This window comes from Bacteroidota bacterium (assembly GCA_039111535.1).
Lineage (GTDB): Bacteria > Bacteroidota > Rhodothermia > Rhodothermales > JAHQVL01 > JBCCIM01.
The window spans coordinates 12,826-28,401 of sequence record JBCCIM010000066.1; the positions used below are offsets into that span (position 1 = coordinate 12,826).

General features: G+C 51.2%; 9 protein-coding genes and 1 pseudogene. 7 read left to right on the plus strand and 3 right to left on the minus strand.

What is annotated here, in order from left to right; translation table 11 throughout:
• Positions 1-389 precede the first annotated feature (389 nt).
• Together AAF564_12005 and AAF564_12010 are read left to right on the plus strand one after the other, a co-directional pair.
• A complete protein-coding gene (locus tag AAF564_12005; GenBank protein ID MEM8486266.1) occupies positions 390-674 on the plus strand; it encodes a DUF2442 domain-containing protein in 285 nt (94 codons plus the stop codon).
• Positions 667-927 (plus strand): annotated as a pseudogene (locus AAF564_12010) (DUF4160 domain-containing protein). The gene AAF564_12005 and the pseudogene AAF564_12010 overlap by 8 nt, the downstream one beginning before the upstream one ends.
• A gap of 61 nt (positions 928-988) precedes the next feature.
• Here AAF564_12010 and AAF564_12015 read toward each other — a convergent pair.
• Entirely contained in the window at positions 989-2,347 is a 1,359-nt protein-coding gene (locus AAF564_12015; protein ID MEM8486267.1) for an aspartate kinase, read from the minus strand.
• Between the two features lie 319 nt (positions 2,348-2,666).
• Here AAF564_12015 and AAF564_12020 point away from each other — a divergent pair, with 319 nt between their 5' ends.
• From AAF564_12020 to AAF564_12040, 5 genes are all read left to right on the plus strand, one after another.
• Complete coding sequence (locus AAF564_12020; GenBank protein MEM8486268.1) at positions 2,667-3,962, plus strand: PKD domain-containing protein; 1,296 nt, start codon at positions 2,667-2,669, stop codon at positions 3,960-3,962.
• A 270-nt stretch (positions 3,963-4,232) separates the two neighbouring features.
• Positions 4,233-4,763 carry a hypothetical protein gene (locus tag AAF564_12025; protein ID MEM8486269.1) on the plus strand — a complete coding sequence of 177 codons (531 nt, stop codon included), beginning with the start codon at positions 4,233-4,235 and terminating at the stop codon, positions 4,761-4,763.
• A 164-nt stretch (positions 4,764-4,927) separates the two neighbouring features.
• On the plus strand, positions 4,928-7,681 hold the full coding sequence (locus AAF564_12030; protein ID MEM8486270.1) for a DUF2339 domain-containing protein: 2,754 nt from the start codon (positions 4,928-4,930) through the stop codon (positions 7,679-7,681).
• Positions 7,682-7,702: 21 nt separating this feature from the next.
• Positions 7,703-8,158, plus strand: coding sequence for an endonuclease domain-containing protein (locus AAF564_12035; protein ID MEM8486271.1), 456 nt, complete (start codon positions 7,703-7,705; stop codon positions 8,156-8,158).
• 281 nt (positions 8,159-8,439) lie between these two features.
• Positions 8,440-9,828 (plus strand): sulfatase, encoded by a 1,389-nt coding sequence (locus AAF564_12040; GenBank protein MEM8486272.1) that lies wholly within the window; start codon positions 8,440-8,442, stop codon positions 9,826-9,828.
• Positions 9,829-9,955: 127 nt separating this feature from the next.
• Here the strand turns inward: AAF564_12040 and AAF564_12045 are convergent, their stop codons facing one another.
• Both AAF564_12045 and AAF564_12050 read right to left on the minus strand, forming a co-directional pair.
• Positions 9,956-12,607 carry a hypothetical protein gene (locus AAF564_12045; GenBank protein ID MEM8486273.1) on the minus strand — a complete coding sequence of 884 codons (2,652 nt, stop codon included), beginning with the start codon at positions 12,605-12,607 and terminating at the stop codon, positions 9,956-9,958.
• Between the two features lie 48 nt (positions 12,608-12,655).
• Positions 12,656-15,268, minus strand: coding sequence for a hypothetical protein (locus tag AAF564_12050; protein MEM8486274.1), 2,613 nt, complete (start codon positions 15,266-15,268; stop codon positions 12,656-12,658).
• Between the last annotated feature and the right edge of the window lie 308 nt (positions 15,269-15,576).

A 15,576-nucleotide genomic window follows, 5' to 3' on the forward strand; every position in this document is an offset into this window, starting at 1 on the left:
ATTTTGTTGACTCAGGGGTACTTACCCGCGAAGGCGCCACAATTCTGCACAAACTTCGAAGCCTTGGAAACAAAGCTGCCCATGAAGTAAAGGCGCATAGTCTGCCTGAACTCAATTTAGCAATGGATGTAATTGAACATGTCCTTAAAGCGGTCTATATACTCCCATTACTGGCCAAACAGACCTTCCCCGAAGAAATGCAAAAATAAGCTGTGGGTAGCAGCCGTTCCTGAAGGCGCATAAAACACCTTAGATGAGTGGTTAAACCATAAAGCCTTATTGCATGATCAGTTATTAGTCTTTGTGCCTAAACAGCAAGCCACTAAGCGACTGAAAGAAACGAAAGAGAGACTCTTGCGTCACAATTCCTTCACAAACTACTTTTGTTTATGCGTATACCGATTGAAGTTCGAGCACTCCAAGACTATAGAATCTGGCTCCGCTTTGAAGATGGCGTTGCGGGTGAAGTGGATTTAAGCGGATTTGCTGGCAAGGGCGTTTTCTCGCTTTGGAATGATTACCAGACGTTTGAGAAAGTCTATATCGGAGAAGCAAACCAGATTGCCTGGAGTGATGAGATTGACATGTGCCCAGACTCGTTGTACATGAAATTGACGGGCAAAACGGTTGAAGAAATTTATCCGAATCTAAAAGAGTCGCCGATCAATGCCTGAAATTAGTCGCTTCTTTGGCATCATTATCCGAATGTACTTTGGGGATCACAATCCGCCCCATTTTCATGTACAATAGGGTGAAGAAAAGGCTGTGATTAGCATCAAGACGTTAGGTTTGCTTGAGGGCAAGTTATCTCCAAGAATTATGGGTATGGTTGTCGAGTGGGCCGCAATTCATCAAGGGGAATTACTAGCTGATTGGGAAAAAGCAATAAACCATCAACCGCTTGACAAAATTGAACCGCTTGGCTAGGCAGCCTTTAATGACAGCCTCTTTCGTTCGAAAACACGAGAAAACAAAAGCACTAAACCCGCTATCCCTTCGGAAAGAACTCAGCATACAACGCCCGCACAGCAGTCCGCATATCCGTCGCCCTGACGCCGAACATCATGCTGACTTCGCTGGAGCCCTGGTTTATCATTTCGATGTTCACCCCACCGCCCCCCAAGGCAGAGCCGGCGCGGCCGGTCAGGCCAATAGCGTGGGTCATGCCTTCCCCTACAACCATCACCAATGCAATCCCGCGCTGAATAGCTACATCATCAGCACCAACCGCCTTCTGAAGCTTGGCCAGCACCCGTTTTTCTATTGATACCGGGAATTGGGACTCTCGAATAACGACAGACATATTGTCAATCCCAGAAGGCGTATGCTCGTATGAAATACCTTCTTCCTCAAAAACCTGGAGCACACGCCGACCAAAACCAACTTCGCGGTTCATCAGGTACTTTGAGATAAAAATACTACAGAAGCCATCCATTGCAGCAATGCCTGCAACCGGGCGCGCCGGATTGATCTTCCGTGCTTTAACAATCGCAGTACCTGCGCTATCAGGGTTGTTGGTATTGCGCACATGTACCGGGATACCGCGGTGTACCACAGGCTGCAAGGCTTCATCGTGAAATACAGAAAAGCCGGCATAAGACAACTCACGCATTTCCCTGTAGGTAAGGCTGTTGATGGGCGCCGGATTATCGACAAAAGCCGGATTTGCAGCCAGCACGGAATCTACATCCGTAAAATTCTCGTAGATGTCGGCCTCAACAGCCGCAGCCAGAATAGCGCCAGTAATGTCTGAACCGCCACGGGGAAAGGTGACCACATGGCCAGCTTCCGCATAGCCAAAAAAACCAGGGAAGATGGTAATATCCGGGCGGGCGCGCAATGTGTATAGCCGTTCATAAGACTTCGGCAAAACACGCGCCTGACCGGCTTCATCAGATAATATCATCCCACCATCCCGTGGATTCAAATAGTGCGCATCCACGCCGTTCTGTTGAAGAATTTCGGCTATGAGTCGCGCATTGTTGTCTTCGCCGGCAGCCTTCATGGCATCCATAAAATGCCCATCCGACGGATATTCTGCCCCCAAGCGCTGCTCAAGATCCCGCTGGATGGTCTGAACAAACGTAGCAGAAACATTGAATGCAGCAGCAATTTCTGCGTAGCGCCCTACAATTTGCTGCAAGATGCCTGCAACCACCTCATTTTGTTGTGAAGCCGTAGCAAGTTGTATGAGTAGATCGGTGACCTTTGTATCATCCGGATTACGTTTGCCCGGAGCAGAAACCACAATGATGCGCCTTTCAGGGTCCTGCGCAATGATGTTGCACACTTTGGCAACCTGCACAGCTGACGCGAGGGAACTACCTCCAAACTTAGCTACCTTCATGAACCTGTCCTCTCTTCAATGCTGGTGGAAAAAGCGCCTGAAAAACGCGTCCTTCAAAATTACGCCGGCTCGATAATAATGACGCGGGCCTTCCTTGAAGTTTATTCTAAGCAAAGCGCTTTTCTGCCTTCATCTCTCTTAGAATAGTCTGTGGCAGCTAAAAACGTCGGCACGAAAAATGCATGCACCCGAACTGGAACGAAATCATGACGCATCTGCCCCCCAGTTCCTTAAATAGCGCAACAGCCTTGCGGCATACATAGCGTTATTTAGCTGTAACCCTTCGTATTTCCCTCCTATTCTGCGGCAGTATCTCATTATGAAACGATTTCAGCCCTCTGTTCAGACTTGTCTGGCCTGCTGTCTCTTTCTGCTCACCAGTCTCTACCCAACTTCATCAATTTCTGCACAATCAACGCCTGAAATTTTTTCGGGAGAACGCCGGCTGATAGTGGCAAACGGGTATTCCACAACCCGGCACTGGCCCGATATTTTGCAACGTAAGCTCAACCGCTACAACGGTAGCGCGATCATGGAAGTGGTGAATACCTACGAAAGTGGTACCCCCATTTCAAAATGGATCGACCTCGATGCTGGTGAACGCGACAGCAAATGGAAAAAGACACTGCAACCTGTCCTTCAAGGCGAAACACAATCACCCGTCATTTTGCTTGCCCAGCAATCGCTGCAATGGGTATTCAGCGACGACCGGTTTGAAGGCATCGAAAGTGAAAACGACGCGGCCCGTATCGCTCAAGGGGCTGATGCCATCGAGATGTATGCTAATTTTGCCAAAGAAGATGGGGCTGACCTTGTCTTTATGGCCATGCATATTTACAAGTGGGATTTTGAACCCGCCATTGAAAACGAGAAATACGGCCTCGAAGCAGCCCTAAACAGAGGAATTGCTGATTTTTATGCCGGCCCTGACGTCTGGACGCCTACCCGCGACAATTTCCCCATTGCCTTTACACAAGATCAACACCATCCGAATGAAATCGGGGATGAAATCATCGCCCACTTCTGGTTTGCTCGACTCCTTCAATTTGATGGCAAAACAGTCCCTGCATGGAGTCGGGAAGAAATGGACAACGCCATTGCCGGCGGCGGCGGTGATCCGGGCGGCAACACGCCTCCAACGGCAAGTTTCACAACTTCAGCCACGGCAGGCCCTGCACCACTCACCGTCACCTTTGACGCATCAGCTTCTGCAGACACAGACGGTATTATCGTGGCGCACGACTGGGATTTTGCAGATGGTACCAATGACGCCGGCGAAGTTGTCAGCCATACGTTCACGGCAGACGGTGTTTACCCGGTTGTGTTATCGGTTGTAGATGACCAGGGTGCAGCCACTACGGCTGAAACAACCATTACCGTATCGAGCGGCGGCGCCACTTACGGAGATGCCTCCGGAGATGGGACAGTCTCTGCACTCGACGCTTCGGACATCCTCCAGCATGCAACCGGTGTTGATTTGCTTGATGGGATGGGTGCCATCAATGCCGACGTCTCAGGAAACGGATCCATCAGTCCACTCGATGCATCGCTCATCTTGCAATACGTGGTTGGATTGATCACTTGTTTTCCGGCAGATGCCAACTGTGGCGGCTAAACCCTGCCCATTTGCCGGCAAAGATATTCATCACGAATAACAGAATACAACCGACAAAACAGCTTTAACTGGCCAGAAAAGGCATTTCTAATGAGACAAATCCGTCAATGTGCATAACAAATGCGACATTGGCGGATTTGTTATTTGTATTGGCGCGTCCACCCGAATCTGACGCCTTATCCTCACGTCTGAGCACACCCAAACCGCACAAACGCGGTTTTCAGAACTGCCACCTGGCAGATCAGCAAAACAACAAAAGGAGATAAACCCATGAACAATATGCTCAGATTTGCTTCCCTTACGTTATTTGTTCTCGTTGGCTGCAATGAAGCATCCATTCCCCTTGGACCGCCAGAAAGTGCTCCAACCGATCAACAACTGGTGGGATACTGGCAAATAGAAGATCCTGATTCAGAAAACCTGGATGGCGTTGAGTACCTGGTTATCTTGCCGTTTAATGAAAACGAGTATTTAGCATCGTTTACATCAGATCAGCCGATTCCTGCAGACGATCTTCAGCATATGCGTGTATTTCTGTCCGATGTCGGTCCGCACATGTTTGCCAACGTGCAACTCCTCTCGACCGAACAAGACGAAGGCTTCTTTATCTATCAATATGAAATAGATAGTAGCGGCCTGCTCACACTCAAGCACGTAGACCACGACATGGATGACATCACTACAAGCGAAGCACTGAGAACTTTTGTAAGCGACGTGGTTGCACGCCAGGACTTTGATAAAGATGACATCTTGACCTTTCGCAAAGTGGAATTGGCCCAAAGTACGCGTCACAAAAATTAACTTGCGCCTGGCTTTCCTGATAACACTCCGGGCAAAGTCGTATTCTGGAATCAGCATCAGTGTCGGAGAACGTGGGTTGCACCTATGCAAGCCAGCTTTCCGGCACTGGCCGGATTCCCAACGCCCTCAGCACCTTATCCTGTTCACCTTCCCTGTACAAGGTTATGGTTTACCTTATCATGCTTGCCGGCCTCATCGTAGGCGTTATGCTTTTTGAAGCGGAAGGCATTATTCCTGGACTCCTGCTTGGCTATCTGTTTTTTCGTTCAAATGAAGACCGCAGGAAGCTTAGAGATCTCGAAACGAAACTCGAAGCTTTTGATACGCCCATGAAGAGTCCCGTCCCAGAGGTATCTTCCAGTGCCGGCAGCGCGCCGGCGTCGGTTATTGCGCATGACACCGTCAAGGACAATGTAGTCATCGAAGAAAAAGCTCCTGTTGCTGCATCACCAGAACCCATCGCGACGGCCTCCAAACCAGAACTAGACATTGATCGAGAGAAGGAAGCACCAGTTGAGACACCAGCATTCAGCAATCCGGTGCCAGGGCAGGATGTGCTTTCAGATGTCCTGCAAGTTGTGCAGCATTTTTTCACCAGTGGCAACCTGTTTGTTAAGTTGGGAATCGCAGTACTGTTTGTCGGCCTCTCCTTCCTGATCAAAGCCGTTGTTGAAGGAGGATTTCTACCGATCGAGTTTCGGCTCCTGGGGGCGGCCCTTACGGGTACCGGGCTCATCGCATTGGGCCGGCGGCTTACCAAAAAGCGCAGAAACTACGGACTTACCCTGCAAGGCGGCGGCATAGCCATTCTATACCTCACCATCTTTGCCAGCTACAAGCTCTACGCGTTACTCGATGCGCCGCTCGCTTTTGCGCTGATGGTTGTTGTAACCATCGCTGGCACAGCACTGGCCCTGTGGCAAAACACCCAATCGCTTGCCGTGATAAGCATCTTAGGGGGCTTTGCTGCGCCGTTTGTTATATCAACTGGTAGTGGCGATCACGTCACCTTGTTTTTCTATTACTCGATTATCAACGCTGGCATCCTGTGCATGGCCTGGCAAAAACCATGGCGCGCCGTGCGGCTGACTGGCTTTTTCTCAACCTTGATCGCCGGCATCGCGTGGGGGGCAACATCTTATAAACCAGAGCTTTTCGCCTCCACGCAACCCTTCGCCATTGTCTTTTTCCTGAATTACCTGGGCATCGCGCTCCTGTATGCGCTTCGCCATGGCCTCAAACCAACAAAACTGATCGATGGCCCGCTTGTCTTTGGACTCCCCGTTGTTGCTTTTTCCATTCAGGCAGCGTTAACAGGTCATTTTGAGTACGGCATGGCGTGGAGCTCTTTTGCGCTCGGCGCGACGTACCTCCTCGTTGCCGCATTCATTTATCAGTTAAAAAATGAAAACCTGAAAACGCTGCTCCAGGCCTTCATCGGTATTGGGATCGCCGGGCTATCAATGACGATTCCTTTTGCCCTTGGCGCAACGTGGACCGCTACAGGCTGGGCACTTGAAGGGGCTGCCCTGATCTGGCTGGGTATAAAACAGCAGCGCTTCCTCGTACGCACCGGCGGCCTGGCCCTCATCGTACTCGCGGTAGGCTCGTTTTTCTACGGACTCGAAAACACGACGTTCGAGGCTTTTGAAGCCTTTCAGCCGATGTTCAATCCGTCATATTTGGGTTTCTTGACACTGAGTGTGGCTTCGCTCTTTGCCGGCTATCAGATATATAAAAACAAGGAAGTACTCTACAAATACGAAGCGGTGCTGGGTACCCTGCTACTCGGCGCCGGCCTGGCCTGGTGGATGGCCGGCGGTTATGAGGAAATCCGTCGCAACTTCGACTTTAAGGAACGCCAGAACCTTCAAATCCTCTTTACAGCCGGCAGCACGCTGGGCTTTGTCATGCTTGGCAAACTGAAAGACTGGCGCCCGTTATCTAACGCGACCTTACTGTCCATCCCACTATTTTTCTGGTTCTTGATGGTCAACTTCATCATGTACGCCCACCCGTTTGAGTCGTGGGGATCGATCATCTGGATACTTGGCATTGGTAGTGTTTATGCAGCACTTTATTTCTCAGACAAAACATCGGGGAAACTCAGTCGAACACTTGGGCACGCTACAGCGCTGTGGCTCGTCATGCTCCTCGTTGGCGCAGAAGCCATTTGGTTGATGGATGAATGGACAAGCAGTGCCACATCGTGGGCAGCCATTAGCGTACTGCTCTCGCCGCTGTTGATTATTACGCTTGTGAGCCACCAGTCTGTGCGCAATCATTGGCCCATCGGTAAACATGCCAGCATATACCTGAAAGTGGCGCTTATTCCAGTTATCATGGGTACCTGGATGGCGTTGATGGGCATCGGCTTTTATGAGTCAGGCAATACACCGCCGCTGCCTTTCATCCCCGTGTTAAATCCACTCGATGTCGCCTTCATCATCGCGTGCCTTGCCACGCTGTACTGGTACCGCTGTACAATCCAACGCATTCCTGACTTCCTGAGCACAAACGCAAAGGCCGTTGGAAAGTGGGCACTGATTGTCGCTGCCTTTTTGTGGATGAATACAACCATCGGCCGGACCGTTCATCACTGGGGCGATGTGGCATATACCGAACAACTGATGGATTCTTCAGCATTCCAAAGCGCCCTTTCGATTTGCTGGACCCTGCTGGCGCTCACCTCCATGACCTATGCAGCCAGACAAGGTAAACGTATCCCCTGGCTTGTATCAGCTGCGTTGCTTGCTGTTGTGGTTGTGAAACTCTTTGTGGTCGATCTGTCCAATCTGACCACGATACACCGCGTCATCTCGTTTATCGGCGTAGGCACCCTGCTACTGATCATTGGCTACGTAGCCCCTGTCCCCCCAAAAGCTAAAGCGTATGAAAGCCAGGAATCTGTTGTCTAGTGTGGGTAAACCCCGCACACGATGGATTCTAGAAAGAAGAAGTTACCTCGTCACAAGAGACAGCGCCGGCGGCCCCCGCCGGCGCTGCTGCATGTTCGCAAGCGCAGACGCATTATTCCCTACCATCCGTGGCTCGTCCCACTGGCACGCAACCTGCGCAACAACAGCACCACGTCAGAAATACTCCTCTGGCAGCACCTCAAGCGGTGGCAGATGCATGGGTACGACTTCCATCGGCAACGTCCTGTTGACAGATATATCCTCGACTTCTTCTGCGTCGAGTTGATGCTCGCGATCGAAATTGATGGGATGAGCCATGAACTGAAAAACCGACGCGAGCGCGATGTTGAGCGGCAAAACCGCCTTGAGCAGCTTGTTATCTATATAATGCGGTTTGATGACCTGGAGGTGAAGCAAAACATGGATAAAGTACTGGATTCCATCTCAAACTGGATTGAGATGCAGGAGAACTCTTGATCCCCGCAGACTCACCCCGTCCAAGGAGGGGAATTGGTTGACGCTTACCTTTGAGACAGTCCAACAAAGCACCACCCCAAAAACTCCCCTCTTGAGAGGGGACAGCGCAGCAGGCGCAGGGGTGTGTTCGCACACGATCAATACACCTCACCCAACGCCAACAAAGCACCCCAAAACTCCCCTCTCGAGAGGGGACAGCGCCATAGGCGCAGGGGTGTGTTCGCACACGATTGGAATTCCTCACCCACCAATCCTATACTAAAACGCAAACCCCCAAACCCATGCGATACTGCCTCCTTTTCCTCCTCCTGCTCGGCTGCAAACCGGAAGCACCACCCAACATCATTCTCATTTTTGCAGACGACCTCGGGTATGCCGACCTCGGTTCTTACGGCGCAACAACCATCAACACCCCTCACCTCGACGCGCTTGCAGCGGACGGGGTTCGTCTAACGAACTTCTACGTCTCTTCTCCCGTCTGCTCGGCTTCACGGGCAGCGCTTTTGACAGGGAGCTACCATCGCCGAGTCGGCATTAGCGGTGCCCTGAATCCGCACAGTAAACGCGGCCTCAACAACGATGAGATCACAATAGCAGAAATGCTTAAACCCCAGGGGTATGCGACAGCAGCCGTGGGCAAGTGGCATCTTGGACACCTAGAACCCTTTCTCCCCACGAACCACGGGTTCGATAGCTATTTCGGTATTCCTTATTCCAACGACATGAGCCCAGACCCGGCAAACAATCCCCGGGAACGCGCAAGAAAATGGCCGCCCCTACCGCTCGTTCAAGGCCTGGATACCATCGAAAAAGAGCCCAACCAATCGATGATCACGCAGCGCTATACAAGCAAGGCTGTAGACTTCATCAAAGCACATACGGACCAACCCTTTTTCCTGTATCTCGCCCATACCATGCCGCACGTACCCTTGTATACGGCACCGGAATTCCAGGGCACTTCTGTACAAGGTGCTTATGGTGATGTCATCCAGGAGATAGACTGGTCTACGGGTGAACTCCTTAAAACGCTCGAAGAAGAAGGGCTGGCAGATAACACATTGGTGATATTCACTTCAGACAATGGTCCCTGGCGTGTATTTGGCAACCACGGGGGCGAATGCGGGCCCCTGCGCGGCCGCAAAGGATCTGTTTGGGAATGTGGTATTCGCGTGCCTTTTATCGCCCGGTGGCCAGGTCACATTCCAGCTTCCTCTGTACAGGATGCGCCGGCCATGACCATTGATATGCTGCCAACGCTGGCGCAGCTTTCCAGATCATCCTACCCGGCAGATAAGATAGATGGTAAAAATGTGTGGCCACTACTGACGGGCCAGTCGTCAACCAGTCCCCACAAAACCCTCTTTTTCTATTACGCGCAACAATTGCAGGCTTTGCGTCATGACGACTGGAAACTCCAACTCCCGCATACCTATCGCAAGGTCGATATAGTTGGCGCGGATGGTATGCCCGGTACGTATACCTTCCCCGCAACCGGTCTCGAACTCTACAATCTTGCAACCAACCCCGGTGAATCAATTGATGTCGCATCCGCACACCCTGAGCTGGTGGCGTACCTCACCGGGCTTGCTGATTCCATGCGGCACGTACTTGGCGACAAGCCACTCAACATCACAGGCTCCGGCATCCGACCGGCCAGCAATATCGAGTAATGCAGGCTAATGGCTGAAAGGAATGCCGATTTTCGATTGCCGATTGATTTTCTATTTTTTGCTATAGACGCAAAAGCTGGATCATGCTGCCAACCCTTAATTCACATCATTCGAAAATCGACATTTGTTATTGCCCAGCTACCTCAGCTTCTTCCGGCACAACATCTTCCACAACGGTGTTACCCAATACATCCGGACGCGCTGTCAGCACCTCGTACATTTTATCGCCGAGTAATTTGTGGCCTTTGATGTTAGGATGTGTGTCCCATTCTGCCAACTGGATTTCAGCCACTTCCTCAAATTCGTTAAACGCCCCGTCGAGGCTCCAGATTTCTTCGAAGCCCATATCAGCAGCAACCGCTGACCAGCGAGCATATTCTGTCTTGGTCATCGACGAGCCCTCGAGATCTTCGAGGTGGTCCATCGTACGCGGTACAAACAACCACACGGGCAAGATGCCTTCTTCTTCACAAACCTTCAGCACGCGTTCATATCCCCATCGCACAAACTCTTCCTCGTAGGCATCAAGCCGGCGCTTCTGATCAGAGTAGGGCATCTCTTTGTTGATACCCGCCTTGTCGATCAACGCCTGCAGTTCTGGCGGGAATACAACATCTTTGGCATACGATTTCAACACATTGGCCACCACCCGGCTGCCTTCGCCGGCGTGCCCCGTCACAAACAACACATCCGGCGCAAAATCTTTCAACTTGCCTTCAGCCAGCAACACGTACTGAATAACCGTGTATCCACCAACCGAGAAGTTTAGCAGTTCGTAATTTTTCCCAGTCTGCTGCGCATACTCTTTGTTCAGACGATCTTCCGCAATTTGTTCAAAGATCTGGTCGTTCCTTACCCCCCAACCCATTTCGTACGATTTACCAAACATGGCCATACGCTGTGTATTCTCTGGCTTCTCGAGGGTGTATTCGCCATCCCTCATGCGCCACTGGTTCGTGGTGAGCGGTGCACGCTTGAACACTGTTTCAATGGAGGGAAAGAGTTCTTCGTACCACAGGTCACCCGTTGCGCGGGCTACACCGGCCGGCACCATACCTTTCCAATCTGCCGGCTGTTTTTTGTTTGATTCCCAAAGGGCTGACATCTGCACGCGCGAGTCGAGCAACTGCTCGTAGTAACCGCGCTCCTGTACCTGCTCGTCCTTGATGCTCATCCGATCCGCCTGTAACGAGGCGATGAACGAAGCCGACTTCACGCCAAACCGCTCATTCACCTGCGGCTGCCCCAGTGAGTACACCGCGAGTAGTCCGATACTGGTAAACAGCGCTGTTTTCACAAAGGTCGCTTTGTGCTCGTTGAACGTAATGCCCCAGCCGTTGTCTTCCAGTGCATACCACAGGAAGATGCCCACAAACAGGCCAGCAATACCCAGCCCCAGCCACATAAATTCTGTTGCACCGCTGTTACCAACCTGGCTCATAATCGCCCACCATTCGCTGGATGATTCACTGCTCCAGTATGACCACATCAGGCTCAGGAAGAGGAAAGTTGCCGTTGTCCGGAGCGATAAGCTGATAGCGGCTTTGAAATCCCACTTTGTATCACTGGTAGCCAATTTGCCTTTTTTCTTGGTTTGCTTGGTTTCCCACACTGAGTTGATTGCCACCAGAATACCCAACACACCCCAATACACGGCATCAACTTCCAGAATCGGGAAACGCCCTTGCAGCCAGAACCACTGGTACGAGTGCAGCAACCAAGTAAAAATGAATACAAGCAGCGTACTAAATACCAGCGCCGTGGTATTTCCCCAGTGCCGCGTTTTCATGAAGATCGGATAGAAGAAGATCTTCATCATGAAGTCCTTCCAGTAGATGTTGATACGCCGCCAGTAGTCGTTGAAGCCAGAGGCCAGGAAGTACAGCTTGTGCGTCTCTGGCAGGTTGAATCCGAACAGGCAAAGCATCCCTACAATAAGGTGGAAGAGACCCGAGATGCGGAGGTACAACAAGTAGCTGGAAATGATGAACAACAGCACACCGCCCAAGCCCACAATATCCTCTACAGCCGGACTCATGTGGTAGTACACCACGCGGTAAATAATCAGGTGGATGGCTCCCCGTAACATCCAGAGCACACCTTTCTGGTAAATCGTGTAGTCGTCTTTATTGTAGTAAGTACGCCGATACGTGATGTAGTCTACAATTGGATAGAACGGGAAAATCACATTGGGCAGCATGAAGAAGTAACACAGGCGTTCCCACAGGTTTGCTTTCTTCTTTTCGCCGGGCATGTCGTAGAGGTACAACACAATCCGAAACATAAAAATAGAGCCCAGGACGGCAATGATCACGGGCGACCATTCTGTGGTGTACCATTCAGCGCGTAACGCCACAAGGCCGGCCCCGGCAATTGCGACAAGCACCGCCCGTGCCAGGCGCGGGATAGGCAGGTGACAGAGGCCAATCATAACCAGCGAAATACCCACCAACCACGCGGCATTCACCACGCCAAACACCATAACCATCGCGGCAACGGTGAGCCCAAAAAAGAAGGGCATCCGAAAAGCCATTGGTAGCCAGGCATGAATCACAAAGCCACCAAAAATGAGATAGGTAATATCCAGTAACCCACTCCGCGCCTCAATACTGAAGTGTTCGAGGATCAGGATGAGCAATCCCAACTGCAACGTCACGGCAATAAACTTGGCAAGCCGCGAATTCTCAAAAAAAGTGGTCAGCTTGTTTTGCAACGGTACAGAAGCAGCAGAGGAACTGCCTCCTACCTGGTCAACAATGGTCTTACTGGATTTTAACATAATATCAGGTCGCTATATAACTGGGCAAACAATTACTTCCCAGTGGATCTATTCGTTAAGAGTTGTTGGCGCCTCTGCGGCCGGGGTGCGCAAACTGAACAATTCGGGGCGGCTTTCCATTTCTTCGCTGAGCCGGCGCGCAAGGAGCCGGTGGCCTACCACATTCGGATGTTGATCATAGGCTGCCAGCGCCACATCAAGCTCTTCCATATCACCGTAGGCGCCCTCCATGTCAATCAGGGTAAAGCCGGCTTCTGTTGTAATTCTTGTAAGAATGGCTTTCCATTCGGGGTCGATGCCCTCAAGCTCACGGGTTGTAGGCATCATCAAGGCTACTGGCTCGATGCCATTTGCCCGGCTTGTTTCAGACATATGCCCAAAGCTCCACGCTAACAGGTCTTCCGCGTAGGGATCAAGCAAGGCACGGATTTCATCTTTGGTCATGTCCGGCTTTACACCCGAGCGCTCAATAATTGCGTTGATCCCGGGGTAAGGCAACGTGCGTCCTTGCTGCACAATATTCTCCATCTGCATCAACATCCGGCGCTTCTCGGTCGAGTACATGGCGTAGAGCATCACGTCCGGTCCAAAGGGTACCATTTTCTCGGCCGCAGTGGCCACGTTTTGCACCGGACTGTATCCGCCCACCGCAAAATTCAAGATCTCAACGGTGTCATAAGGTTTGCCTGCAATCTGTGCGTTGAGGCTATCTTCCAGCACCGCTTCAAAGGTCTGGTGATTTTCTACGCCGGCGCCTTGCTCGTAGGAGGCCCCCAGGAGCGCAATCCGAAGCGTGCTTGAATCTTTGGCAACCACGTAGTTTTTATCGCGCATGCCCGCATCGTTTGTGCGAAAGCTGGCGTCTTTGTAGCTACTTTTCAGGTTTGGCTTGAGCTGGTAAATCAGCACACCTTGCCCATCTTCCACCAGATCGCTTTCCATGATTGGCCGCCAATGCTCTGGCGCTTTTGCTGTATTCGACCAGGAAAGCTGAGACGTGTAGCTCCGAGAATCCATCAGGCCTTCGTAGTAGCCACGCTCTTCAATTGCAGCGTCTCGGGCATTCAGGCGGGTCTCTTGCAATGAAGCAATAAAGGTCCCGGACGACTCACCGAGTTGGTTATAAACCTGCGGCGTACCGATCAGCACTAGCGCCAGCGCCATGAGGCTGGTGCGGCTGGCTACAGCGGCAAAACTCATTTTGCGCTCGTCGAAAAACACGTGGATATTTTTACTTTCAAGCCACTCCTTCAAGACCAGCAGCACAAACAACGCAACCAGTGCTGCGCCAACAAGGCCCCACTCAGCAGCCGTACCATTGCCGGCTTCCTGCATTACGCGCCACCAGTCAGCCACATCTTCGCTGCTCCAGAACGACCACATTAGCGCAAGGAATACAAACGTCACCACGGTTTTGAGCGACAGCTTCATCACCGGTCCCCATTCCCACTTCTTTGTGCTCAGGCTCTTGGCTTTGCCTTTTTTGATTTCCCATACAGAGTTGATCGCCACCAGCACACCGAGCACACCCCAGTAAACACCATCAACGGTTGTGAGCGGGAAGTCGCCCTGCAACCAGAACCACTGGTAAGAGTGCAGCAGCCAGGTAAACGCAAACACGATCACCGTACTAAAGACCAACGCATTTATAGGCCCCCAACTGCGCGTTTTCATGTACACGGGGTAGAAGAAGAGCTTCATCATGAAGTCCTTCCAGTAAATGTTGATGCGCCGCCAGTAATCGTTGAAGCTTGAAGCCAGGAAATACTGTTTGTGCGTCTCCGGCAGGTTGAAACCGAAGAGACACATGATCCCAATAATGAGGTGAAAAAGACCACTCACGCGGAGATATAGCATGTAGGCGCTGACAATAAACAGCACTACACCACCAAGTCCTTCTACTTCGTCAACTGCCGGCGTATAGTAGTAATACACCACCCGGTACATGATCAGGTGGATGGCACCGCGCAACATCCACAAAACACCTTTTTGGTAGATGGTGATCGCGTCTTTGTCGTAATACGACCGACGGAACTGGATGTAATCGATAATCGGAAAGAAGGGAAATACAGTATTCGGCAACATGAAGAAGTACGCCAATCGCTCCCAGAGCGAAGCTTTTTTCTTCTCAGCGTCCATATCGTACAGGTAGAGTGCCATCCTGAACATGAACATCGAACCCAAAACGGGTAAAATGGCTACCGACCATGAGGTCTCATAGAAGCCCGCCTGCAATGCCGTAAGTCCGGCAGCTGCAATCCCCACAATCGTCACCCGCATCCATTTTGCCACGGGCAGATGACACATGGCAAGGAGCACAAGACCAATCCCAATCAGCCAGGCTGTGTTTACCGTACCAAAAATGGTGAAAATGCCGGCAAAACTTAACGCCACAAAAAATGGCATCCGCAGAGAAAGCGGAAGCATGGCGTGGACGATAAAACCACCAAGGATAAGGGGAAACAGTCTGTTAAAACCTGTAGCCGTTTCCACCTGAAAAAGGTGCATGGCAAAGAGTACCATCGCCAATTGCACGGTTACAGCAACAAAAGCCGGCAAACTAAACGCTGCAGAATCTTTTGCAGCCTTGCCATTTAACGCTACACCGTGCGCGGTATCTCCACCGATTCGTTGAACAACGGATTTGGCTAATTTTAACATTTCAATGCGTCATGGGTCTCTCGTCATTCATCCAGCCAGTCCGACATACAGCGCTTTTGCTGTGATCGCTGGTCACTAATTCAAGGAGTAAATGACTGCAGACTATGGACTAATGATTGACGATATGCGATGAGGTATTGGGCACGACAGCCGGGTGCATATGATGAACACCCATCTGATGCTGCGCAGAGAAGCGCCTGGTAATTATTGCATGTTCTTAACTAAACGCGTTCTATTCTTCCAGACACACGCCGCGGCCAGTTTCACATGGAAAGCGCCAGATGCCGTGCTGCCTACCGCAAACAAGC

Bases quoted from the DNA above. Each gene is read 5' to 3' on its own strand.
- AAF564_12015 (MEM8486267.1), bottom strand. From the start codon at position 2,347: ATGAAGGTAGCTAAGTTTGGAGGTAGTTCCCTCGCGTCAGCTGTGCAG.
- AAF564_12030 (MEM8486270.1), top strand. From the start codon at position 4,928: ATGGTTTACCTTATCATGCTTGCCGGCCTCATCGTAGGCGTTATGCTT.
- AAF564_12050 (MEM8486274.1), bottom strand. From the start codon at position 15,268: ATGTTAAAATTAGCCAAATCCGTTGTTCAACGAATCGGTGGAGATACC.
- AAF564_12045 (MEM8486273.1), bottom strand. From the start codon at position 12,607: ATGTTAAAATCCAGTAAGACCATTGTTGACCAGGTAGGAGGCAGTTCC.
- AAF564_12035 (MEM8486271.1), top strand. From the start codon at position 7,703: ATGGATTCTAGAAAGAAGAAGTTACCTCGTCACAAGAGACAGCGCCGG.
- AAF564_12025 (MEM8486269.1), top strand. From the start codon at position 4,233: ATGAACAATATGCTCAGATTTGCTTCCCTTACGTTATTTGTTCTCGTT.
- AAF564_12005 (MEM8486266.1), top strand. From the start codon at position 390: ATGCGTATACCGATTGAAGTTCGAGCACTCCAAGACTATAGAATCTGG.
- AAF564_12040 (MEM8486272.1), top strand. From the start codon at position 8,440: ATGCGATACTGCCTCCTTTTCCTCCTCCTGCTCGGCTGCAAACCGGAA.
- AAF564_12020 (MEM8486268.1), top strand. From the start codon at position 2,667: ATGAAACGATTTCAGCCCTCTGTTCAGACTTGTCTGGCCTGCTGTCTC.